Genomic DNA, 23,362 nt, shown 5'->3' on the forward strand with positions numbered 1-23,362 from the left:
ATTGCCCGCTTTTTGCGAAGCTTCTTAGCCGAGGACCTGGCGCACGATGCCGGCCAGCGCCGCGGCACGCTGACGGACCAGCTCCGGACGCAGCGTCGGGTGCACCTCGACCATCAGGCTGCTCTTCCCGAGCGCCCGCGCATGGGGGAGCTCCGGACGCGGCAGATCGGCGAAGGCGCCTTCCAGATAGACTTCGGAACACGACCCGGAGAACAGCCGCAGCTCAGCTTCCGAAGCCAGACGCAGGATCTCGTCCCGCGTCGGCTCCGGATCCGGTCCTTCGACGTAGAAATAGAATTTGTAGAAGGCGTGGCGCATTCCCGCGCCGGGCAGCGGCATGCGGATGCCGGAGATTCCCCGAAGCGCCTCGGCCCAGATGCCGGCATTGCGTTCGCGCGCGCCATGCCAGGCTTCGAGCTTTTCAATCTGCCTGAGGCCGATCGCCGCCTGCATGCCGGTCAACCGCCAGTTGGTGCCCACGGAATCGTGCAGCCAGCGGAAGCCCGGCGCCCTGGGCGGCGTCAGCGCCTTCACCCGGTCCTTGCCATGGTCCTTGTAGCTCCACGCCCAGTCATAGGCGTCCCCGTCCCGGAAGATGGTCGCGCCGCCTTCGCCGCCCAGCGTCATGATCTTGTCCTGACAGAAGGAGAAAGCGGCGGCGTCGCCGAAGCTGCCGGCCTGGCGGCCGTCGATCTCCGCCCCGTGCGACTGGGCGCAATCCTCGATCACCTTGAGGCCGCGCGCCTTCGCGAGATCCATGATCGCCGGCATGTCGCACGGCCAGCCGGCGAGATGTACCGGGATGATGGCGCGGGTGCGCTCCGTCAGAACCGCTTCGATCGTTTCGGCGGTGATGTTGCCGCTGTCCGGATCGATGTCGGCGAACACCGGAGTGGCGCCGACGAGACGGGCGCAGCTCGCCGACGCAACGAAGGTGCGCGGCGTCACCACCACCTCGTCGCCCGGGCCGATCCCGAACGCGCGCAGCGGAAGTTCGAGCGCGAGCGAGCCGTTGGCGAGCGCGATGCAGTGGCCGCCGCCGAAGCGCTCGGCGAACGCCTTTTCGAAAGCGAAGACCTCGCCGCCGGTCCACTGATTGACCCGCCCGGACCGCAGCACCGCGGCGACGGCGTCGATCTCGTCCTCGTCGTAGAAGGGCCAATGCTCGTCCGGCCGGGGCGAAAGGTCCGGAGCCGAAGCCGGCATCGCTTCGGCGTCGTCCACGGCTGCGGCGGCGGTCACATCATGGGTCATCGGTTGCGTCTTTCTGATATCCGCTAGCGGCCGATCGGGGCAGGCAGCCCGGAATGGGCGGGAGCGAAGCCGGTCGCGACGGGCGCTTCGACGGCGACGGCCGGGGCATGCCGCGCCCGCAAGACCCCGACGACCGAGATGAAGAAGGTGAGCAGCGCCGGCATCATCATCATCTTCTGCCTGAGCCCGAGGCCGACATTGTAGTTGACCATGGCAAGGAGGATCGTCAGCGCGATGAAGAAGACCAGCGCGAAGCGGGCGAAGAAGACCTTGCGCGCGAGCGCCGCCGATGTCCGCGCGTGCCGCACCAGCAACAGGAAGATGAACAAAAGCAGCAGGTTCTCGAGCGAGGCAACGTAGCCAAGCATGCCGACCGCGTCGAGGAACATCGGGCGGAAGAGCAGGCTGAACAGCTTCACTGGGAAAGACGCGCCGACGATGCTGACGTCGCCGCCCGATTCCTCGCCGATCGTGGATGTCCGCTCGAAGAATTCGCTGACCGACTCCGCGTTCGAGAGATCGACGGTGAAGCTGCTCTGGACCGTCGCGGCGACGGCGACCGCTCCGACCATCGTCACGGCCAGCAGGGCGGATTTCACCAGCGTTCGGGTGCGCGGCTCGAAGAACACGGCGATCGCCAGCGTCATGACCGTGATCAGCGCGATGTGCGGCCGCACCAGGACCATGATGAAGATGCCCGCGATCACCAGCGGCCAGCGGCTCTTCAGGCGAAAGGCGGCGAAGACGCACATCGCGACGCCGAGGAACAGCGGCGCATCCTTGCCGATCGCGCTCGTCCAGAAATGCACGCCGGGGATGAACAGGAGTAGGTAGGGCAGCCCGGTGCGCGGAAGCTCCAACTCTTCATGCACGTCGTCGAACGTTCGGATCAGGAACAAGATGCCCCAGAAGCCGATCGCCTGGAATACCATGAAGTAATCCAGGAATGTGCCACCTAAAGTGTTTTTCGCAGTCTGGACGAAACTGATGAGAAACGCGGTTCCGAAGCTCCAATCCCCGTGATATCCAATGGGATCGTAGTAATAAAGATGGACGTCCCCGCCAAACTCCTGCGTATATGAGTAATAGGCAAACGACGCGCAAATGTGGATCAGCAGCAGCGCGGCGAAGATGACGGCCCTCGGCCGCGTCTCGTGCGCGCGCGCGAACACCACGCCGGAAAGCGCCAGCAGGATGCCGAGAATGCCGATTACGGACACCGACCGTGATCTCCAGACGAAAGGGGCGGCACAGTGCGTACCCGAACGGCGGAATGCCCCGCAGGGGTGCGCATTCCCGCACCGACGACGGACGAAGCCTCATCGAAGGCGGTCGCCCATTACACCAGCGGCGGACAGGTTTAAAGCCCCTTCCGCCAACCCTTTTTCGGTTCCGGCCTGCCACGGACCGGGCCGGACGGCCCCGGGGAGTTGCTCTGGACGCGCACTTGCGCAGTCACTATCAGGCCCCGTCTCCGGGCGACCTACGTCCGGAGCAGCGGCAGCGGCAGCGGAAGGATTGCGGTCTTGAAGGGTATCATCTTGGCCGGCGGGAGCGGCACCCGCTTGTATCCGGCGACCCTGTCGGTCTCCAAACAGCTGCTTCCGGTCTACGACAAGCCGATGATCTACTATCCGCTCGCGACCCTGATGCTGGCCGGCATCCGCGAGATCCTGGTGATCTCCACGCCGCGCGACCTGCCGAGCTTCAGGAGCCTGCTCGGCGACGGATCGGCATTCGGGATCGAGATCAGCTATGCCGAGCAGCCCCAGCCGAACGGGCTCGCCGAAGCCTTCATCATCGGCCGGGATTTCGTGGGAGAGGACAGCGCCGCCCTGATCCTCGGCGACAACATCTTCTTCGGCGTCGGGCTGTCGGAGGTGTGCCGATCGGCCGCCGGTCGGCCGAGTGGCGCAACGGTGTTCGCTTATCATGTCGAGGATCCGCAGCGCTACGGCGTGGTGGAATTCGATCCCGATTCGATGATGGCCGTCGACATCGTCGAGAAGCCGAAGGCGCCGAAATCGAACTGGGCGGTGACCGGCCTCTATTTCTACGACAACCGGGTGCTCGACATCGCGGCGAACGTCAAACCGTCGGACCGCGGCGAACTGGAGATCACCGACGTCAATCGCGCCTATCTGGAAATGGGCGAACTCAACGTCGTGCGGCTCGGCCGCGGCTACGCCTGGCTCGACACGGGCACCCATGACAGCCTCCACGAGGCCTCCTCCTTCGTCCGGACCGTCGAGCACCGGCAGGGGATCAAGGTCATGTCTCCCGAGGAGATCGCCTTCGATCTCGGCTATCTGACGGCCGACGATCTGGTCGCCGCGGCCGAGCGGATGGGCAAATCGGACTATGCCAACTTCCTTCGGCGCAGGGCGGCGGAAGGTCCGGCCGGTCCAGGCGCGCTGTACGGGCAGCGCCGATGACCGCGCGCAAGACGATCCTCGTGACGGGCGGCGCCGGCTTCATCGGCTCCGCCGTCTGCCGCCACTTCGTGAGCACCGGCCGCTATCGCGTCGTCAATCTCGACAAGCTCACCTACGCCGGTAATCTCGCCTCGCTGCGGGCCGTGGAAGGGTCGCCCGACTACCGGTTCGTCCAGGCCGACATCGCCGACGACGGGACCGTGCGGTCGCTGCTTCGCGAGGAAAAGGTCGATGCCATCATGCATCTGGCCGCCGAGAGCCATGTCGACCGTTCGATCGACGGTCCGGGCGCGTTCCTGGAGACGAACGTCGTCGGCACCTTTCGCCTGCTGAACTCCGCTCTCGATTACTGGCGCGAACTCGACGGCGAGTGCCAGGCCGCCTTCCGGTTCCACCACATCTCCACCGACGAAGTGTTCGGCGACCTTCCGTTCGACAGCGGCATCTTTACCGAGGAGACGCCCTACGCGCCGTCGTCGCCTTATTCCGCGTCGAAGGCGGCTTCGGACCATTTCGTGCGCGCCTGGCATGAAACCTACGGCCTGCCGGTCGTCCTCTCCAACTGTTCGAACAATTACGGACCGTTCCATTTCCCCGAGAAGCTGGTGCCGCTCGTCATCCTCAACGCGCTCGAGGGACGGCCTTTGCCCGTCTACGGCAAGGGCGAGAATGTGCGCGACTGGCTGTTCGTCGACGATCATGTGAAGGCGCTGGAGGCGGTGGTGACCGCCGGTCGCCTCGGCGAAAGCTACAATATCGGGGGTCGGGCGGAACGCACCAACCTGGCCGTGGTCGAGGCGATCTGCGACATCCTGGACCGGCACCGCCCGCTCGCCGACGCAAGCAGCCGCCGCGCCCTCATCACCTTCGTCGCCGACCGGCCCGGACACGACCGCCGCTATGCGATCGATCCCGCCAAAATCGAGCGCGAGCTCGGCTGGCGCGCGGAGGAGACCTTCGAAAGCGGGCTCGAGAAGACCATCTTGTGGTATCTCGACAATGACTGGTGGTGGCGCCCGATCCGCGAGAAGAAATATGCCGGGGCGCGCCTCGGCCATGGCGGCTGACACCGAGAGCCCTACCAGCGGAGACTGGCTTGAACATCCTGACCACCGATCTTCCCGACGTCCTGCTGATCGAGCCGCGCGCCTTTCCGGACGAGCGCGGCTTCTTCATGGAGAGCTACAACCGGTCGCGCTTCTCCGAGGCGGTGGGGCGGGACGTGGCGTTCGTCCAGGACAATCACAGCTCGTCGTGCCGCGGCGTTCTGCGCGGTCTCCACTACCAACTGACGCCGAAGGCGCAGGGCAAGCTGGTGCGGGTCGTCGCCGGGGAGATTTTCGACGTGGCGGTCGACATGCGCCGCTCCTCGCCCCGGTTCGGCAAGTGGACGGGCGCTCGGCTCAGCGCCGAGAACCGGCGCCAGCTCTGGATTCCGGAAGGTTTCGCCCACGGCTTCCTTGTGCTCAGCGACCGCGCGGAAGTGCTGTACAAGGCCACCGACTATTACGCGCCCGATCATGAGGGGTCGCTCGCCTGGGACGATCCGAGCGTGGGCATCGACTGGCCGGACGCCGGCGAGGTCCTGCTGTCCGACAAGGACGCTCGGGCGCCGCGCTTGTCCGAAGCCCGGCTTTTCGACTAAGCGGCTGATACCGCGCGGATCGCGCCGCAGATCGGCACGCGCCTCCGTCCCGGGAAGGGCCTTCGGTGAGCATTTCCAGACACACGACCTACAACATGCTCGGCGCGTTGGCGCCGCTCGTTGTGACGCTGCTGACCGTGCCGCTCTATCTGGAAGTGGTCGGGGTGGAACGGTACGGCGCGCTGACGCTGTGCTGGATCGTCATCGGCTATTTCGGCTTTCTCGACCTCGGCCTGGGACCGGCGGTGGCGCAACGCACCGCCGCTTCGCTGCGAGGCGGCGAGGCGGGGGAGCAGGGCGCGATCTTCACCACCGCGACGCTGCTCAGCGTGGCGATGGGGATCACCGCCGGGATCCTCTTCTACGCCGCCTCCCTGCTCTATCCGGAGTTTGCCAGCGAACGGTCAGAGCTCACCGGCGAGTTTCTCGAGGCGACGCCGCTGCTGGCGCTGCTGGTGCCGCTGGTGATGATGAACAGCGTGGCGACGGGGATGCTGCAGGGGCAGGAGCGCTTCCTCACCCTCAACGTCATCGTGGCGATCAGCTCGACGCTGATGTCCGCCCTGCCGCTCCTCTTTGCCTGGCTGACCGTTCCGAACCTGTTCACTCTGGTGGCGGGCGCGCTGGCGGCGAGGGTCGTCGGGTGCCTGCTTGCCTTCGCCGCGGCGCGGGGTTCGCTGGGGCGCGGAGGGCTGGGCGGGTTCCGGGCCGGCCTGGTCGTTCCGCTTCTGAAGTTCGGCGGCTGGGTGACGGTCACCACGGCGGCGGCTCCGCTGCTGCTCACCATCGACCGGCTGGCGCTGGGCGCGCTGCTGGGCGCGGCCGCGGTGGCAGCCTATGCGATCGCCTACAGTCTGGTGTCGCGGCTCAGCATGGTTCCGACCAGCCTTGCGACGGCCCTGTTTCCCCGCTTCGCGGGATCGCAGGCGGAAGAGCGGGACCGCCTCGTCTCGGTCAGCGTCCCGGCGATCGCCGTCATCATGACGCCGGCGGTGGTGGCAGGGCTCGTCGCGACCCGGCCGTTCTTCGAACTGTGGATCGGGCAGGAGCTTGCCGCCATTTGCGCGCCGGTCGCCTACATCCTGTTCCTCGGGGTCTGGGTGAACAGCTTCGGCCAGATCCCCTTCGCGCTCCTGCAGGGATCGGGGCGGCCGGACATCGTCTCGAAGCTCCATCTCGCGGAGCTGGCGCCCTATTGGGCCGTGCTGTTCGCCGGCATCTGGGCGTTCGGCCTCCCGGGAGCGGCGGCTGCATGGGCACTCAGAATGGCGGCGGACACCCTGCTCCTCTATCTGCTCGCGGGTACGGGGATGGCCAGGTTGCGGCAGCTCGTGCCGCCGGCTTTGCTGGTGGTCGCGAGCTTCCTCGCCGCGGCGCTCGCTCCGGCGGGGTGGCGGGAGGCGCTGGGTGCCGGTCTGCTGGTGGCCGCCATGATCTGGGCCTGGCATGCCATGCCGCCCTTCCTGAAACAGCAGCTCGCCGCTTTGGCCGCGCGCGTTCGCGGCCGCGGCGCGCCCGCGAGCGAGGCTTCCCGATGAACGAAACGATTTCTCCCGAAGGCACGAGCGTTCGGTCCGTCTCCGTCGCGATGGCGACCTACAATGGCGCGCGCCATCTGTCCGAGCAGCTGGCCAGCCTCGCCGGGCAGACGCGGCTTCCCGACGAGCTGGTGGTGACCGACGACGGCTCCACCGACGGGACTCGCGAGCTGATCGAGACGTTCGCGCGGACGGCGCCGTTCGCCGTGCGCCTGCATCCCAACGAGGAGCGCCTCGGCGTCACGCGCAATTTCGAACGCGCGCTTTCGCTGTGCACGGGCGACATCGTCTTCCTGTCTGACCAGGACGATGTGTGGCTGGCGGACAAGATCGAGGAAGTGGTGAAGGCGTTCGAGGCGGATCCCGGCGTCCAGATCGTCCTCAACGACAAGATCATCACCGACGGGCAGCTGGTGTCCACCGGCGCCACCATGCTGTCGAACATAAGGGGGTTCGGCGCCCCCGATTCCTGCTTCGTCGCCGGCTGCTGCGCCGCGATGCGCGCCGATTGGCGGAAGCTCGCGCTCCCGATCCCCGAGGGCATGTCGGCCCATGACAGCTGGATCGTCGGCCTCGCCCACCGGCTTGGAAGCGCCAAGATCGTCGAAAAGCCCCTGCAACTCTACCGGCGACACGACAGCAACGTCTCGCAGAACGCCTATAGCAGCACGCGGCGCGTCGGCCTGGTCGATCGTCTGCGGCAGGAGATGAAGGACGGGGCGGGCAGCGCATCGAATCCGGAAGAATATTGGGAATATTTCCTGACGGGACAGGCAGCGGAGATGAAGCGGATCGAAGAGGCCGCGCCGCTGATCGACGAGATGGGCCTGCGCGCGCAAGCCGACCAGGCTCTGGAGGAACTGCGGTCGGTCAACGCCGCCACGTCGGCGCGTAAGGAGATCGCCACGATGGGGCGGCTGAAGAGGATCGGCGCCATCGCCCGCCTCTGGTCGCAAGGCGGCTATCGGCATTTCAGCGGTTTGAAGAGCGCCGCGAAGGACCTGGTCTAAACGGTTCAGCTCAACCGTCGGAGCAGCCGCCGCGCCAGCCGCTCGGCCGCGCAGCGGCCGCGCAGGCCCAGCAGGCGGGTGAGGGTTCGATGAAGCGGCCCGCCGGGATGGCCGGTCAGGCCGAGAGCGCGCGCTTCCGCGAGCGCCTCGGACCCGAGATCCGGGCTGCCGCGCAAGTGGCAGGTGACGGCAGCGGCGTAGAGAGAACGCGCGCAGGCGGATCTGACGACAGCGGGCTCAATCGTCTGGGAAGGGATGCCGAGCAGCTTGCGGGGCACGGCGAGCAGCGCGTCCAGATGCCGGTTCGTTTGCGTCAGGCGGTTGGGATTGTCGTGGATCACATAGACGCCGCGCCCCTGATCGGACCGGGCGACGGCGGCGCCGAGGAGCAAGGCGCGCATGGCCACTTCGCCGTCCTCCGCACGATGGAATGCCGGATCCCAGCCGCCGATCTCCCGCAGGAAGCAGGTGCGCCACATCACGGCGGACGGATTGACGAACCGTCCCTCGGCCATCCAGTCGACGAACAGTTCGGCCGGCCGTTCGGACCGCATGATGACGGTCGGCCCGCGGGCGCCGGTGCTTTCAAACAGCGTCTGCATCGGGCCGAAGCCCAGGTCCGCCCGCTTCTCCGACAGCGCCTCGGCCAGGCCGGCGAGCAGGCGCCCTTCGACGAAATCGTCGGCGTCGAGGAACATGACATATTCGTCCGCCACCTCAGCGAGGCCGCGGTTGCGGGTGAATTGCACGCCGCGATTCTCGTCGTTGACAAGCAGCACGACCGGCGCGTCCGCATAGTCTTGCTTCACGATATTGCGGGTGTCGTCGAGGTCGCCGTCGACGACCACGATGACGGTGGACTCGCAACCCTCTTGGGCAAGGACGCTGTCGATGGCGCGCCGGATCGTCCGCTCCGCCTTGTAAGCGGGTATGACGACGGAGATTTTCGGCGCGGTCATACTGCCCCCCTATCCGCAAGACGGGCGACCGTGGTATTTGCAGAGGCCCGCCAATTTGGAGCTTCGTAGCCGAAGTCCCTCCGGAATTTGACGCAGGAGAGCCGCGAGTTGCGAGGACGGACGGCCTTGGTCGGATAAGCTTCGGTTCCGATCGGCCGGGCGGTCGCCGACGGCAGCCCGTTCCGCTCGCACGCGTCGAAAACGGCCTGCGCAAAGCCGCACCAGCTCGTCTCACCGGTGCCGGCGAGATGATAGGTTCCGCCGAGCCCGGCGCCCGGCCGAGTCCGCCAGGTTCGAAGCAGGGCCAGCAATCCGTCCGCCACGTCCAGCGCGGAGGACGGGTTGCCGTGCTGATCGTCGACCACGCTTACTTCGTCGCGATCCGCGGCGAGGCGCATCATCGTCTTGAGGAAGTTCTTGCCGAACGGGCTGTAGACCCATGCGGTACGCACGATCACATGTTCGGGGTTGGCGCCGCGCACGCGCATCTCGCCGTCGAGCTTTGACTGGCCGTAGACGCCGAGCGGGTTCACCTGCGCGGATTCGTCATAAGCCGCGTCAGAACGGCCGTCGTACACATAATCGGTGGATATCTGGATGATGCGGGCACCGGCCTCCCGCGCGGCGAGGGCGATTTCGCCCGCCGCCGCGCCGTTGATGCGGAACGCGCGGTCCGGCTCGTCCTCCGCCTGGTCGACGGCCGTATAGGCGGCCGCGTTGATCACCACGTCGGGGCACATGTCGCGCACGGCCCGAAAGATGCTCTCGCCGTCTTCCAGATCCAGCGCCGGTCGCCCGAGAGTCGCGAGGCGAAGATCCACTTGGCCCGCCGCGCGTTCGCGAAGGCATTGGGCGAGCTGCCCCGTCTCTCCCGTTACGAGGATCTTCATCGCGCCCGTCATACCCCGAAACCGCTCCTGGCGAAGAGCCGGTCGAACGGCCGTTGGAACGCCTCCAGGTCGTAGGCGGCGAGCGCATGTTCGCGGCCCTGCCGGGCCAGCGCCTCCAGCTCTTCCCCCGGCGCCGAGGCCAGAGCGGCAAGCTGCCTGCCCCATTCTTCCGGCGTGGCGCACACCATGTCGAGCCCTGCCGCGCGCATTGCCCGGCGATAGGCGGGCGTGGGTCCGGCCAGGACCGGCATGCCCAGCTTCCACAGCAGGACCAGCTTGTTCTCCGGCTTGGCGCGGAACATCGAATGGCTGAGGTCCATCGGAACGATTGCAAGATCGGCGGCGGTGATGTGTGCGGAGAAATCCTCCTTCGACCACGGATGGAACCGGATCGGGCATTCGATACCCGCAAGGAGCTCCGTCGCGGACTTGGTTCCGATCCGCCCGTACCAGCGCGGCACCGACGGATCGGTAACGACATGGAGTTCCACCCTGTCCTTCACAGCGTTGAGCGGGGCGCGCAGGGTCCGGATGCTGCGCAGCGTGCCCGCCTGCCCTTCCCAGACCAACTTCAGCCGCCCCTCGCGGCGGAAGTCCTGCTTGGGGAGGCCGAGCTCGCCGTCGAACCAATCGAAGCTGATCTCCACATCGGGGCAATAGCGCAAGATCGTCTCGCGCTGCTCGGGCGTCGAGCAGAACACGCCGTCGGCGGCCCGGCAGGCCTGTTCGAGCGTGCGGCGGAAATCTGGCGAGAGGCGGCTGTCCCGTCCCTCGATGAAGCGGCCGATGCCCTTCAGGATGCGCTCGTCCAGCCTTTTCTGTTCGAAATAGGGGTCGACGAGATCGATGATCAGCGCGAAGCGGTCGCCTTCCCGCCGCTTGCGCTCGGTCCAGCCGGTGAGATCGGCGTTCTGGCTGAGCAGAACGACGTCATAGTCCCTGTCGAGCGAAGGATATTCGTAGGCGATGCCCCGTTGCGCCGCGTAGGCGGAAAAGCGGCGGCGGTCGCCGGGCCGGCTGAAGTCGCGGCTGTAGCCGCCATAGCCGATGCGCGCCGACGACAAGGGCTTCACCGGAGAAGCTCCGCCAAGCCATCCCGGATCGGACGGGTCGCTGGGCTGCCGATCTCCGCCTCGAACCGGGTCATGTCCGCCTCGATGAGATCGGCCTGGCCGCCGCCGGTTCTGTCGTTCACGTCAACCAGGTTCGGTCGGCCGGCAATTTCGGCGGCGGCCGTAAAGATGTCGGCGATCCGTTCGGCGCGGCCGGTGCCGGTATTGACCGCGCCGGTGAGGTCCGAAAGCGCGATTCGCGCGACCTGCCCGGCAAGGTCGTCGACATGGATATAGTCGCGGCGCAGACCGCCGAAGCGGGCGCCGACCCGCTCTCCCTTGGCCAGACCGGCAAGGATCGAGGGCACGAGCCGGCCCGCCCGGTCTCCCGGGCCGTAGACGAAGAAGATTCGCGCCCAAGCGAAGTCACCTCCGGCCTCGGCGAGCCGTTCGTACAGCGCTGTCTTGCAGCGCGCGTAAAGCGTCTCGGGCCGGAGCGGCGTCAGCGCCTCTGAAAAGCGTCCACCGTCGGCGTCCTGATCATATTCGAGACAGGTGCCGAGGCCGACGAAGCGCGTCCCGCCGCCCTCCCTGAAGCCCGCCGCCAGCCTGAGGCTCGCGTCCCGCCAGGCGTGGTTGATGTCGGAAACAAGATAGTCGGCATGGTTGGTGTACCAGGCGGCATGGATGCAGTGGGTGACGCCGGTCTCCTGCGTCAGCCGGGCGACGTCCGCCACGCCGGCTTCCAAGAGATCGAACTGCCGGAACTCCCCCGGGCCCTGCCGCCCCGATCCCGACAGGCAGACCGGATCGTGCCCGTCGGCGCGCAGGCGGCGGACCAGCGCGGCGCCGATGAACCCCCCGGCCCCGGTGACCAGGATCTGCGCCATCAGATCACCGCGAGTTCGGGCACCGCCACGACGAACTTCGCACCCCATTCGCGGGCATGGCCGAGCTGTTCCACGACCTCGTCCCGGATGTTCCAGGGGAAGATGACGATGAAGTCGGGCCGCGTCTCGTCGATCGCCTCGGGCGCCAGCACCGGTATGTGGCTGCCCGGGAGGTACTTGCCCTGCTTGTGCGGCGACAGGTCCGCCACGAAACGAACGAGTTCGTTGCCCTTGACGCCGCTATAGTTGAGCAAGGTGTTGCCCTTGGCGGCGGCGCCATAGCCGACCACCGTCTTGCCGGCCTTGCGCTGCTCCAGCAGGAAGGCGAGGAAATCGGCGCGGATCGTCTCGATGCGGCGCTGGAAGCTCTCGTAGACCTCGCGGCCGGTGAGGCCGGCAGCCCGCTCTTCTTCGAGCAGCGAGCGGACCGCGTCGGACACCGGCCGTGCGTCGTCTTCATGGGTGCCGAACACCCGCAGCGAGCCGCCATGCGTGGTCAGCCGCTCGACGTCGAAGATCTTGAGCCCCTGCGCCGCGAAGATCGCCTGGGTGGCGGTCAGCGACAGGTAGGAGAAATGCTCGTGATAGATGGTGTCGAACTGCGCCTCTTCGATGAGTTTCAGAAGGTGCGGGAATTCGAGCGAGATGACTCCGCCCGGCGCGAGCGCCGCCTTGAGGCCGGCGGTGAAGTCGTTGATGTCGGGCACGTGCGCGTAGACGTTGTTGCCGCAGATGAGATCGCCGAGCCGGCCCTTCCCCGCCAGTTCCTCGCGCGCCAGCCGCTCGCCGAAAAAATCGACGATCGTGTCGATCCCCTTGTCCATCGCCACCGCCGCGGTGTTCGCGGTCGGCTCGACGCCGAGCACGGGGACGCCGGCCTGCTTGAAATATTGCAGCAGATAGCCGTCGTTGGACGCGATCTCGATCACCTGCGAGCGGGGGCCGAGGCCGAACCGTTCGACCGCCGCCTCGGCGAAGCGCCGGCAATGGGCGAGCCACGAGGAGGAGTAAGACGAGAAATAGGTATATTCGGCGCTGAAGATGTCTTCCGCCTTCTTGTGCTCGTCCACCTGGGCGAGGAAACAGCGGTCGCACACTTCGACCACCAGCGGATAATAGACTTCCGGCTCGTGGAGCATGGCCGGCGTCAGCATCGAGTTGGACGGCGGGCAGTTCTGGAGATCGGCGAAGGGAATGAAGCTGTCATTCCCGCAATGGCGGCACTTCATGCGGTCAAGCCTTCGAATGCGTCGTCGACGAGCGGGAAGGAACGGTCCCGCTCCGACAGGTTGGAGGGAGGCAGCGGCCAGCGGATCCCGATCGCGGGATCGTCGTGGCGCACGCCGCCTTCGGCTTCGGGCGTGTAATATTCGCTGTGCAGATAGACGAGGTGGGCCTCGTCGGTCAGGGTCTGGAACCCGTGCGCGCAGCCCTTGGGGATGTGAAAGGCGACGCCTTCGTCCAGCTCGAGCGCCGCCCATTGCAGGTAGGTCGGCGAGCCGGCGCGCAGATCGACGGCGACGTCGAACACCCGGCCATAGGTGCAGCTGACCAGCTTGTCCTCGGCATGGGGCGCGCGCTGAAAGTGGAGCCCGCGCACCGATCCGCGCCCGAGCGTGATCGAATGATTGACCTGGGCCACGCCGGTCATCAGCCCCGCCTCCGCGAAGGCGCGCGCGCAGAAATGCCGCTTGAAGCGGCCCCGGCTGTCGGAGCGCACCTGCAGGCGGATTTCGGCGAGGCCCGCGATGGCGGTGGCGACGATCTCCATCGGCTCAGCCCGCGCGGTCGAGAGCGGCTTGGTAGTCGTCCAGCTGTTCGTCCGACAGCAGCCGACCGCCTTCGTAGAAGGCGCGATACCAGTCGAGCGTCCGCTCGAGCATCTCGCCTTCCCAGACCGGCCGCCAGCCGAGGCGGTTCGCCGCCTTGGACGAATCGAGCTCCAGCAGCCCGGATTCGTGCCGGCCCGCGGTCTCGGGCGCATAGTCGACGCGAAGGCCGGGCAAGCGCTCCTTCAGCAGCTCGACGATCTCGCCGACGCGGACCCGGCGCTGCGCCAGCGGCCCGAAATTCCATCCGCCCTCGATGTCGCCGCCGTCGAGCGTGCGCGCGCCGACCAGCAGATAGCCGGCCAAGGGATCGAGCACATGCTGCCAGGGCCGGGTCGAGTTCGGGTTGCGGATGCTGAGCGTCTCACCGCCATAGGCCGCGCGGATGATGTCGGGGATCAGCCGATCCTCCGCCCAGTCGCCGCCGCCGATGACATTGCCGGCGCGAACGCTGGCGATCCGGGTCTCCCCGCTTCCGCCGAAGGAGCGGAGCCAGGACTCTGTCATGATCTCCACGCAGGACTTGGACGCGCTGTAGGGATCGGCGCCGCCCAGCTCGTCGGTCTCGCGATAGCCCCAGTCCCACTCCTTGTTGCGATAGACCTTGTCGGTGGTGGCGGAGACGATCGCCTGAACCCCGCCCGCGGCACGGCACGCCTCGAACAGGGTCAGCGACCCGATCAGATTGGTGCGGTAGGTCGCGACCGGATCGGTGTATGAGCGCCGCACCAGCGACTGGGCGGCGAGATGGAAGACGATGTCCGGCCTCGCTTCGGCCACCGCGCCTGCGACCGCGTCGGCATCCGCGATGTCCCCGAACAGCGTGCGATAGGGGAGGCCAAGGCGCTCGAAGTGGCTCGGCTCGGTCTGCACCGCGTCGGAGAAGCCGGTGACCTCGGCGCCCAGCCGGCTCAGCCACAGCGCCAGCCAAGAGCCCTTGAAGCCGGTATTGCCGGTGACGAGGACACGCTTGCCGGCATAAGCGGCGCGCAGCCGTTCGGACGCGCTCACCACATCTTCCACTTGGCGGTGCCGTTGTTCCACATGTCGTTGAGCTGCTTGAACTCGCGCATCGTGTCCATCGGCTCCCAGAAGCCGCCGTGATGGAAGGCGGCGAGCTCGCCTTGGGCGACCAGATCGTCCATCGGCTGGCGTTCCAGCATCACGTCGCCATGGCGTTCGGCGATGTCCATGAACTCCCGCTTGAAGACGAAGAAGCCGCCGTTGATCGTGCCGCCGCCGGCGTCCTGCTTCTCCGCGAAGGCGGTGACGTCGCCGCCCGCATTCACTTCGATGTCGCCGAAGCGGCTGGACGGCTTCACGGCGGTGACGGTGCCGATCCGGTCCTTCTCGATCGCGAAACGGGCCAGCGCGTCGATGTCGATATCGGCGACGCCGTCGCCATAGGTGACCATGAAGTGATCGGTGGTCACATATTTGCGGCACAGCGCGATGCGGCGACCGGTTTGGGTCTTGGCACCGGTCTCGGCGAAGGTGATCCGCCAGTCGTTGCTTTCGGGCCGACTGTGGACGTTGATCTCGACGTCGTTGCCGCGCGTCACCAGCTCGAAATCGCAGTCCATCAGCCGGTGATTGAGGAAGTAGCTCTTGATCTCCCAGCCGAGGTGGCCGAGCGCGAGGATGAAGTTGCGATAGCCGAAATGGGAATAGATTTTCATGATGTGCCACAGGATCGGCTTGTCGCCGATCCTGATGAGCGGCTTGGGAACCGCGTCGCGCGAAACGTCGGCGATGCGCGTCCCTTCTCCCCCGCACAGGATGATGACGGGCGTGTCTTTGGGCAACATGGATGATCTCGGAGCTGCGGCGGTTGAAAAAGCGGATTTCCCGCGCGGGCCTCGCGCGTGACTGCGGCCGTTTAGGCTGTGCGCGGCAGGCATGCAACCCGTTCCAATCGCGTCGTCAGGAGACTTCGCGAAGCGCCTGCGCGAAGGTGGCGACGGTGCTGTCGAACGAGAAGTGATCGGTCCCGACCCGTCTTGCGGCCGTCCTCATCCGCTCCCGCGCGGGAAGGACGTCGCGCACGATCCACGTCGCGGCCGCTTCCAGGCCCTGCTCCTCGCTGAAGAACACGCCCCCGGCGATGGCGGGCGCGGTATCACCCACCGCCTGCGTTCCGACGATGGGAACGCCGCAGAGGAGATATTCGGACAGCTTGATCGGCGCCACCGTGGTCATCGAGAAGCTGGGCTGGATGAACATCGTGCCGACGTCGCACGCCGCTAGGTGAAGCGGGACCTCGGCCGCATCAACCCGGGCGAACAGCGATTTCTGCACAAGCTCCGCATCCGCGCCGCAAATCTGGGTGCGTGCGGCCTCCGGGGATCCGCTCAGGACCAGGAGCCGCGTGTCGGGCCGCAGCCGGAGCATGTGCCGCATCAGCTCGCCGACGCGATCCACCCTGTATTTGCCGCCGACCGACCCGAGATAGACCAGCAGCGGAACCTCCTCCGCGATTCCGAATTTCCGCCGCAACCGGTGCCGCTCGGCCTCGGAGAAAGGCTGGTAGAGGGCGGGGTCGCGGCCGTTGGGTGCGACGAAGAAAGGCGGCGCGTCGGCGCGTGGGCCGGCGCGGTCTTCGAGGATCGGGATTGCCGCCGGCGCGCGGACGAGGACCGCGCGCGAGCGCCGGACCGCTTCCGCTTCGACGGCCCTCAACACGCGGTAAATAGGGCTTCGGGGCGACAGCCCGCCAAACTCCACGCGCTCGTCGGCTTCAAGGCCGTCGGCGTCGAAGACCACCGGCCGGGAGCGCCAGGCCCGCGCCGCCAGCATGCTGAGCGCCGGAAGGAGGCTGCGCGGCATGACGATGTCGCTGCCGAAATCCCGGAACGCCGCCCGGACTTCGCGGCCGCCCAGCAAGGCGGAGAGGAACGGGCCGACGGCGGGCGGCCACCGCCTGATGCCGACAGACCGGTAGCCGATCCCCACCGCTTCGCACCGGCTCTGAAGCGCCGCCGCGGCACCGGCGTCGCCCCAGCGGAATTGGAGGACGTCGAAACGATAGCCGTGGCCGCGGAGTGCCCCGAAGATCGGGAGATAGAGGCTTTCGAGGTAGCTGACCTGCGGCCCGTCCCACGTCACGAACAAAACGCGCCGCTGCACTCCCCATCCTCCATATTCTCGAACGATCGGCAGGAAAGCCGTCGCCGCGCTACGCACCGGCCGAAAGCGGCCACCCTATTTCCGACCGGTGCCCTCAGACGGCCTCGACATGCTTCAGCTTCTCTCCGCCCGAACGGCTCCTGGACGATCGACGCGCCGGCGGCGCGGGCGGCGGGACGAGCAGCGCGCACGCCACCGCGAACAGCGCGGCGATCGCCGACGTGCGGATCGGGTAGTCCACCACGCTGTGGAGAAGGACCACGAAGATCACCACCGTCCCGGCGCGGGCGAGGTTGGCGCCCTCGCTGTCGCTTCGCCAAGCGCGCAGCGACATCATGATCCACCAGGCGAAGAAAGCGAGGATCAGCAGGATGCCGGGCAGGCCCAGTTCCAGCGCGACCTCCACATAATCGTTATGGGCGTGGTTCACGAATTCGGAGACCACCCGGTCGGGATCGTCGAACGTCCTATAGACGTCGGCGAAGGAGCCGAGGCCGCTGCCCACCGGAAAATAGGCCGCGGCGGCTTCGAGGGTGGTCGCGGCCATCACCTTGCGGCTGGTCGGGTTGTCGTCCAGCTTGCCGGCCAGCGCCTGATTGTTGAGCGGCCCCGCGAACGCGACCCCCAAGAACAGGACGAACAGCACGCCGAAGGCGCCCACCCACTTGCGAGTGAGCCGGCCGAAGGCGGCGCGGCGGTAGACGAGCAGGGCCGCAAGCAGGACCGGCGCGAGCAGGCCATAGCCGGCCATCGATCCGACGATCCCGATCCCGACGATGAGGAACAGCCCGATGAAGAAGGCCATCGCGATGCCACCGCTCCGTTCCCCGCGATTGCTGCGCCGCGCCGCGGCGCGGGCGCCGAGATAGCCGGCGAACGGAAGCGCGGCGAGCAGCAGCGTCGCCTGGTGGTTCGCGTTGGCGAAGAAGCCGACCGGCGAATCCGAATTGGTGATTTCGTAGAAGCGCAGCGGAGAGCCCGGGCCGCCAAGGAGCTGCGCCGCGCCCAGCCCGATCGACACCGTGGCGATGCCGAGCACCACCCAGGGCAGACGCTGACGCTGCGAGACGCCCATCTGCAGCACCAGCAGGAACATCGCGGCCGGCGGCAGCAAACGCACGACCGATCCGATGCTGTCGCTCGGCGCAAGCGAGGCGGGCAGGCTCGCGCCGTCGATGCCCAGCAGGCCGAAGCCGTGGCTTATGCCGTCGCGCCCCGGCAGCGCCTGCCAGAGGCCGGCAGGCAGCGGGATCAGGGTGAGCAACACCAGCATCGCGAAGGCGCCGCCGATCGCCATCAGGGCGCGGGCCGAGCGCGGCACGGCGGGTCCGGGCATCCAGAGCGCTAGCAGGATGAGCAGGATCGCGAGGCCCTGGAGAATGCCGTTTGCGATCGCGCCCGCCCCGATGCCGCTCGCGCCGCCGAGCAGCAGGCACAAAGCGAGGTAGATGGCCGCGGCCCAGCCCCTGATCCGATCAGTTTTCACGCGCCACCTCGAGATTTGCGAAGCGCGCATCGATGGTCGCGGCCACGTCGCCGGCTTCGCCGATCAACCGCAGGTCCTGCCCCGCGCAACCGACGGGCACTACGAACGACATCTGATGCCGCGCATAGCTGGGCGTGAGCTCGTTCAGCTTCAGCTGGCCGAGCGTGGCTCCGCCCGGCGCGCAGGAGACGTGCCAGATGAGGCTGCCGACGCGCACGCCGCCGTCGCTCATGCCATGGACGCTCAGCCGGTAGCGGCCGGGCGGCAGCGCCAGCAGCTGCTCCGCCAGCGGTACGGTGCGACCGCCGAAATAATGAACGTCGAGATAGGGAGGCGCACCGTTCGGCTGAACCCGTTCCGAGCGGCCCACTTCGTCGTCGCGCAACTGCCAGGCGAAGGGCGGCGGCGCGTCATGCCCCCTGAAGCCGCCGTCGAACAGAAGAGCGCTGGCCGCGCGGCCAGCGGGCGGCAGCATCGCCAGCCACTGTTCGCGCGCACCCGAATAATCCCGGGCCGCGATCAGCGCCTGCATGTGAAGCCCGCGTTCCAGGCCGACGTCGGAGCGCCGCGCCTGGATCCGCCGCAGCAGATCGCCGGTATGTTCCGGCCGGAGATCGAGCCGGGCCGCCGCGGCGAAGAAGTCGCCCCGCCAGGCGCGGTCCTCTGACACCACCGCTGCGAGCGCGGCCCGGCCGTCGGCGTCGCGGATCAGCTTGGCGAGTTCGGGGAGCACGACCTGCCGGACTTCATCGCTCATCCGCAGCGTGTAATCCATTTCGGAGAGAAGCTCCGGAAACCGCCGGGCCTTTTCGTAAGCGGCCATCAGCTGGAGACGAACGAGCACGGAATTGGGCTGCCGCCGCCGGGCTTCCTCGAGCAGGCGGATGGCGTCGTCGATTTGCCCCTGCTGCCGGGCCGTCGCCGCGGCGATGGCGAACGGCTCGTAGGCGAGCGGCGCGCGCTTCGCTCCGTCGCGCGCCAGTTCCGCCATCTCGCCGGTGATGCGCTGGCGTGGATCGGAAGCGAGCATGAGCAGCGGCCGGAGGAGAGGCCGGTAATCGGAGGGCGGCAGGGCCGCGACGGCGGGTGACTGAAGCTCCGCCACGGCCGTGCGAACCGCGAGATAGCCGGCCGGCAGCGCGAGCAAGGTCGCCGCCACCGCCGCCCAGCGTCCGGTTCCCGACCGGCGCCCCCCCTGACGCGCCCCACCCGTCACGAGGTCTTCAGGAGCTCGATCTGCTTCTTGGGAGCCTCGCCCTCGCGGTAGGAATAGGCGTCCCCGCCATAGCCGTAGCCGTAGCCGTAGCCGTAGCCAGCCTTGGTGGCGCTGAACTTGGTCAGGACCGCGCCCATCATGTTGGCGCCGGAGGCACGCAGCCTGTTCACCGCGTTGAGCGCGGCCGCGCGCCGGATCACGCCGGACTCGATGATCATCAGCGTGCCTTCGACCTGCGAGCTCAGCAGCGGCGCGTCGGCAAGGCCGAGCACCGGCGGACCGTCGATCACGACATAGTCGAACATGTCGCGCACCCGGTCGATGACGATGCCGATCCGGCCCGAAGCCAGCAATTCCGCCGGGTTCGGCGGGATCTGGCCGCCGGGCAGCAGGAACAGCCCCTCATAGGAGGTCGGATGGATCGCGCCTTCGATATCGTCCGAACCCGCGAGCAGGTTCGTGAGGCCCTCCGACTGCGCCTTGGGTCCGCGGAAGGTGGGCTTGCGCAGATCGCTGTCGATCAGGAGCACGGTCGAGCCGAGGCTTGCCAGGGTGCGGGCGAGCGCCAGCGCGGAGCTCGACTTGCCTTCGGCCGCCCGGGTGCTGGTGACGAGCAACGTCTTCGGCACGCCGTGATCGGTCGAGAATTGGAGCGCGGCGCGGACCGATTGATAAGCCTCCGATATCTGCGATCGCGCATCCTCCAGCTGGTCCTGCACCACCTCCCCGCGCTCAGGCCGCGGGATGATGCCGATGGGCGCAAGGCCGAGCTTGGCCGTCACGTCGTCCGGTGTCTTGATCGTGTCGTCCATCCATTCGAGACCGAAGGCGGCACCGAAGCCAAGCAAGAGACCCGCGACCAGGCCGATCGCGATGTTGAGCGGCAGATTGGGCTTGAACGGTGCCCGCGGCGTACGGGCCGGATCCACGACCGAGACCGCGTTGGCGCCCACGCCGCCCGCAACGCCCACTTCCTTGTAGCGCTGAAGAAGGGCGTCGTAGAGCGAGCGGTTGGTGTCCACCTCACGCTGCAGGATGGTGTACTGGATGCTGCGCTCGCGCAGGTTCAGCAGCGAATTCTTCAACTGGTCGACGCGGCCCTGGAGCTGGTTTTCGCGCGCGACGGCGGCCGCATATTCGGAACGGAGCGCGCTCGATACGTTGCTGCCTTCCTGCTGGATCGCGCGGGTCAGGGATTCGATGCGCGAGCGAAGCTGGACCATCTGCGGATAGTCCGGCTGGAAGATGCCGAGCTTCTCCTGATACTGGGCCTGGAGTTCGGCGCGCTCCCCCGTCAGCCGCTGGACCGTCGGGTTGTTCAGCACGTCCGTGGTTGAACGGTTCGCCTGCGCCTGACGGAAGCGCTGCTCCGCGGCGATGCGTTCCGCGCGCGCCACCGACAGCGCCTGGTTCATCGCGAGGAGCGAGGAGGCGTCGAGCGTCTGCTCACGCCGGCCGCCTTCGCCGCTGCCGCTGTCGATTTCCAGCGAGATGATCCCCTGCCGCTGCGCGTAAGAGACGAGCTGCCGCTCCGAATCCTCCAGCCGCGCCTTCACGGTGGCGAGCCGCTGCTCGAGGAAGTTGCGCGCATACGAGGTCGCTTCGAACCGGCGCTCCAGATTCGACTGGATGAAGTTTTCCGCATAGGTGTTCGCGACCCGGGCGGCGAGTTCCGGACTGGTGCTCTCGACGTTGAGTTCGATCAGCCGGCTGTCGCGCACCGGAACGACCTCGATCGAGTTGTGCAGCCTGTCGACCGCCATCAGATCGCGCGCGCTGCGGTCGACGCTCTGATCGACGAAAAACTCGTTGTTGGCGAGGTTCAGGCTGCGCGCCACCCGCTCTGCCAGCGCGCGACTGCGCAGCAGACCCGCCTGGGTGGCCATGAATTCGCGGTCGCCCATGCCCATCGGGGCGACCTCGCCCATCTGGACGACCTGGACGCCGCCTTCCCGGTTCACTTCGAGGGTCGCGGTGGCCCGATATTCGGGCCGGACCAACAAAGCCGCGACGATCGCCGCCAGAAGACAGGCAATGGTGATCGCCGCGATCAGCCACCACCATTTCGCGACGACGCGCCACACCTCGCTGAGGCTGAACCCGCTTTGCGTCACGGCGGGCCGGGCCGCGACCACGTCGCGAAGCCCGCTGTGCGCGGGCAGGCGCTCGGAGGCCCCGAATGGCAACACGGCACCTTGGTGCGGGAAGCCCGCGCTTTGATCGTTCATGACGTTGGTCCTGTGCGTCTCAGTGTGTACGCGCCCTTAGAAGGGGCGGAATAGTCCGAGGATGGGAATGGTTGCAAGCGCGTCTCTGAACAGCGCACGTCCCCTGCTTCCGTCGACGACGATGATGTCGTTGCCGTAGATCGGCGGATCTTCGGCCTGGCCGCGGCGGATGTCCTGAAGATCGAAGGCGGCCGCCATGCGCTGGCCGTTGATGGTCCGGAATACGAGCACGCGGCGCGGATTGGCGTCCTCGCTGGTGCCGCGGGCGGCGGCGACCGCCTGGATCAGGCTGCTGGTGCCGCGGATGGTGACGACGCCCGGCTGGCGGACGGAGCCGTCGACGGTGATCGTCTGCTCGGTCGCCTCGAGAATTGCGACCTGAACGTTGGGCGAGCGCAGGTGACGCTCGCCAAGCCGCTGCGCGAGATGCTGCGCGAGTTCGCTGCTGGTCTTGCCCTGCGCGGTCACCTGACCGATCAGCGGATAGTTGATCGTGCCGTTGGCCTCGACGTTGAATTCGCCCGACAGGTCTTCGACCTGGAACACGGTGACCCGGATCTTGTCGCGCGGGCCGATGATCTGCGGATGCTGCGTCGCGGGCAGCGCGACCACGTCCGGCTCGCCGAAGCCGGCGGGATCGTAGGGCACGGGTCCGCCGCGGGTGGCGCATGCGGACAGCGAGAACGCCGCGGCCGATGCCGCGCCCAGCAGCAGAGCCCGCCGCGCGCAAAAAAGCCTGTCATGCCGACGCAATCGCATGTGTCCTCTTCTCCAAAATATGGGGCCGGCCCGTTAGCACCATTCGCTTTTGAGAGCAAAGCCTTTCAACTCACTAGGTTTTTTGCTCTTTAAGCTGGTGCGGCCCGGTCCAATGCCGAAAGCCGGCTTGCGCGTCCCTTAACGGAAAACGCACAGAGTTGCGAGCGCCCTTTCAACAATCCGGCGCAAGCACTATGTGCCAGCCGTCAGTCGGATAAGGTTTCATGGTGCTACGCTTGTTCTTCGGGAAGAAATCGCAACGCGCCGCGCCGCGCGCGCCGGAGGGCTGCCGCGCCTACGCGATCGGCGACATTCACGGGCGGCTCGACCTGCTCCAGGAACTCGTCGCCAAGATCGAGCGCGACAATGCTTCGCGCCCGCCCGTCAAGACCTATCTCGTGACGCTTGGCGACCTCGTCGATCGGGGCCCCGATTCCCGCGGGGTGATCGAATATCTGATCGGCCTTCAGTCCGATTTCACCCGCGTCGTCCACCTCAAGGGCAATCATGAGGAATTCTTTCTCAACGTCCTCGCCCGGCAGGACGGGATGGTCGCCGACTGGCTGACCTATGGCGGCTATGAGTGCTGCGAGAGCTACGGGATCAGCAAGGGCTGGACGCTGAACGTCACGCCGGAGGCGGTGGCGGAGCGGCTCGCGAGCGAAGTGCCGCAACGCCACAAGGATTTCCTCGAGGATCTCGCCGACAGCTTCCGCTTCGGCGACTATCTGTTTGTCCATGCCGGCATCCGCCCCGGCCTGGACCTCTCCGAACAGACGAGCCGGGACCTGCGCTGGATCCGCGATGGGTTCCTCGACGACCGCACCGATCACGGCTTCGTCGTCGTCCACGGCCACACCATCGTCGCCGATCCGGAGCAGCATCCGAACCGGATCGCGATCGACACCGGCGCCTATCGATCGGGCGTCCTCACCGCGATCGGCCTCGAAGGCGCGGAGCGCTGGTTCATCGACGCGCGCGCCGAGGTGCCGACCGCCGCCTGAGCCGCCCGGCTTGGCAGCGGAGGCCGGCGCCGATAAGGGGC

At 67.3% G+C, this 23,362-nt stretch carries 21 protein-coding genes; 6 read left to right on the forward strand and 15 right to left on the reverse strand.

Features of this window, described 5'->3' with window-relative positions; translation table 11 throughout:
• Positions 1-24 precede the first annotated feature (24 nt).
• Both ACK4K7_RS00890 and ACK4K7_RS00895 read right to left on the reverse strand, forming a co-directional pair.
• A complete protein-coding gene (locus ACK4K7_RS00890; RefSeq protein ID WP_431863243.1) occupies positions 25-1,254 on the reverse strand; it encodes a DegT/DnrJ/EryC1/StrS family aminotransferase in 1,230 nt (409 codons plus the stop codon).
• A gap of 23 nt (positions 1,255-1,277) precedes the next feature.
• A complete protein-coding gene (locus ACK4K7_RS00895) occupies positions 1,278-2,474 on the reverse strand; it encodes a hypothetical protein (RefSeq protein ID WP_431863244.1) in 1,197 nt (398 codons plus the stop codon).
• A 306-nt stretch (positions 2,475-2,780) separates the two neighbouring features.
• On the opposite strand from ACK4K7_RS00895, the gene rfbA reads away from it, so the two are divergent.
• The 5 genes from rfbA (at position 2,781) to ACK4K7_RS00920 (ending at position 7,882) form a co-directional block, all read left to right on the forward strand.
• Positions 2,781-3,689 (forward strand): glucose-1-phosphate thymidylyltransferase RfbA, encoded by a 909-nt coding sequence (gene rfbA, locus ACK4K7_RS00900; RefSeq protein WP_431863245.1) that lies wholly within the window; start codon positions 2,781-2,783, stop codon positions 3,687-3,689.
• Positions 3,686-4,756, forward strand: a complete 1,071-nt coding sequence (rfbB, locus tag ACK4K7_RS00905) for a dTDP-glucose 4,6-dehydratase (protein ID WP_431863246.1) — start codon at positions 3,686-3,688, stop codon at positions 4,754-4,756. Before rfbA ends, rfbB begins: the two co-directional genes overlap by 4 nt.
• Before the next feature lie 29 nt (positions 4,757-4,785).
• Positions 4,786-5,334 carry a dTDP-4-dehydrorhamnose 3,5-epimerase gene (gene rfbC / locus ACK4K7_RS00910; protein ID WP_431863247.1) on the forward strand — a complete coding sequence of 183 codons (549 nt, stop codon included), beginning with the start codon at positions 4,786-4,788 and terminating at the stop codon, positions 5,332-5,334.
• Positions 5,335-5,399: 65 nt separating this feature from the next.
• Positions 5,400-6,872 carry an oligosaccharide flippase family protein gene (locus ACK4K7_RS00915; protein ID WP_431863248.1) on the forward strand — a complete coding sequence of 491 codons (1,473 nt, stop codon included), beginning with the start codon at positions 5,400-5,402 and terminating at the stop codon, positions 6,870-6,872.
• Positions 6,869-7,882, forward strand: coding sequence for a glycosyltransferase family 2 protein (locus ACK4K7_RS00920; protein WP_431863249.1), 1,014 nt, complete (start codon positions 6,869-6,871; stop codon positions 7,880-7,882). The genes ACK4K7_RS00915 and ACK4K7_RS00920 overlap by 4 nt, the downstream gene beginning before the upstream one ends.
• A 5-nt stretch (positions 7,883-7,887) precedes the next feature.
• On the opposite strand, the gene ACK4K7_RS00925 is transcribed toward ACK4K7_RS00920, so the two are convergent.
• From ACK4K7_RS00925 to ACK4K7_RS00985, 13 genes are all read right to left on the reverse strand, one after another.
• Positions 7,888-8,841, reverse strand: coding sequence for a glycosyltransferase family 2 protein (locus ACK4K7_RS00925; protein ID WP_431863250.1), 954 nt, complete (start codon positions 8,839-8,841; stop codon positions 7,888-7,890).
• On the reverse strand, positions 8,838-9,731 hold the full coding sequence (rfbD, locus tag ACK4K7_RS00930) for a dTDP-4-dehydrorhamnose reductase (RefSeq protein WP_431863251.1): 894 nt from the start codon (positions 9,729-9,731) through the stop codon (positions 8,838-8,840). The genes ACK4K7_RS00925 and rfbD overlap by 4 nt, the downstream gene beginning before the upstream one ends.
• A gap of 8 nt (positions 9,732-9,739) precedes the next feature.
• Complete coding sequence (locus ACK4K7_RS00935; RefSeq protein ID WP_431863253.1) at positions 9,740-10,804, reverse strand: hypothetical protein; 1,065 nt, start codon at positions 10,802-10,804, stop codon at positions 9,740-9,742.
• Positions 10,801-11,673 carry an NAD-dependent epimerase/dehydratase family protein gene (locus ACK4K7_RS00940; RefSeq protein WP_431863255.1) on the reverse strand — a complete coding sequence of 291 codons (873 nt, stop codon included), beginning with the start codon at positions 11,671-11,673 and terminating at the stop codon, positions 10,801-10,803. The genes ACK4K7_RS00935 and ACK4K7_RS00940 overlap by 4 nt, the downstream gene beginning before the upstream one ends.
• The gene (locus tag ACK4K7_RS00945) at positions 11,673-12,902 is read right to left on the reverse strand and encodes a methyltransferase domain-containing protein (protein WP_431863256.1); all 1,230 of its coding nucleotides are present in this window, start codon (positions 12,900-12,902) and stop codon (positions 11,673-11,675) included. The genes ACK4K7_RS00940 and ACK4K7_RS00945 overlap by 1 nt, the downstream gene beginning before the upstream one ends.
• On the reverse strand, positions 12,899-13,444 hold the full coding sequence (gene rfbC, locus ACK4K7_RS00950; RefSeq protein WP_431863257.1) for a dTDP-4-dehydrorhamnose 3,5-epimerase: 546 nt from the start codon (positions 13,442-13,444) through the stop codon (positions 12,899-12,901). The genes ACK4K7_RS00945 and rfbC (ACK4K7_RS00950) overlap by 4 nt, the downstream gene beginning before the upstream one ends.
• A 4-nt stretch (positions 13,445-13,448) precedes the next feature.
• On the reverse strand, positions 13,449-14,513 hold the full coding sequence (gene rfbG / locus ACK4K7_RS00955) for a CDP-glucose 4,6-dehydratase (protein WP_431863258.1): 1,065 nt from the start codon (positions 14,511-14,513) through the stop codon (positions 13,449-13,451).
• A complete protein-coding gene (locus ACK4K7_RS00960) occupies positions 14,510-15,310 on the reverse strand; it encodes a sugar phosphate nucleotidyltransferase (protein WP_431863259.1) in 801 nt (266 codons plus the stop codon). Before ACK4K7_RS00960 ends, rfbG begins: the two co-directional genes overlap by 4 nt.
• A gap of 115 nt (positions 15,311-15,425) precedes the next feature.
• On the reverse strand, positions 15,426-16,628 hold the full coding sequence (locus ACK4K7_RS00965; protein ID WP_431863260.1) for a glycosyltransferase: 1,203 nt from the start codon (positions 16,626-16,628) through the stop codon (positions 15,426-15,428).
• A 94-nt stretch (positions 16,629-16,722) separates the two neighbouring features.
• A complete protein-coding gene (locus ACK4K7_RS00970) occupies positions 16,723-18,114 on the reverse strand; it encodes an O-antigen ligase family protein (protein ID WP_431863261.1) in 1,392 nt (463 codons plus the stop codon).
• Positions 18,104-19,330: a tetratricopeptide repeat protein gene (locus ACK4K7_RS00975; protein ID WP_431863262.1), complete on the reverse strand. Its 1,227-nt coding sequence runs from the start codon at positions 19,328-19,330 to the stop codon at positions 18,104-18,106. Before ACK4K7_RS00975 ends, ACK4K7_RS00970 begins: the two co-directional genes overlap by 11 nt.
• Positions 19,327-21,558: a GumC family protein gene (locus ACK4K7_RS00980; protein WP_431863263.1), complete on the reverse strand. Its 2,232-nt coding sequence runs from the start codon at positions 21,556-21,558 to the stop codon at positions 19,327-19,329. The genes ACK4K7_RS00975 and ACK4K7_RS00980 overlap by 4 nt, the downstream gene beginning before the upstream one ends.
• Before the next feature lie 36 nt (positions 21,559-21,594).
• The gene (locus tag ACK4K7_RS00985) at positions 21,595-22,206 is read right to left on the reverse strand and encodes a polysaccharide biosynthesis/export family protein (RefSeq protein WP_431863264.1); all 612 of its coding nucleotides are present in this window, start codon (positions 22,204-22,206) and stop codon (positions 21,595-21,597) included.
• 335 nt (positions 22,207-22,541) lie between these two features.
• Here ACK4K7_RS00985 and ACK4K7_RS00990 point away from each other — a divergent pair, with 335 nt between their 5' ends.
• The gene (locus ACK4K7_RS00990) at positions 22,542-23,321 is read left to right on the forward strand and encodes a metallophosphoesterase family protein (RefSeq protein WP_431863265.1); all 780 of its coding nucleotides are present in this window, start codon (positions 22,542-22,544) and stop codon (positions 23,319-23,321) included.
• Positions 23,322-23,362: the final 41 nt, after the last annotated feature.

It is taken from the genome of Allosphingosinicella sp. (assembly GCF_046295735.1).
Lineage (GTDB): Bacteria > Pseudomonadota > Alphaproteobacteria > Sphingomonadales > Sphingomonadaceae > Allosphingosinicella.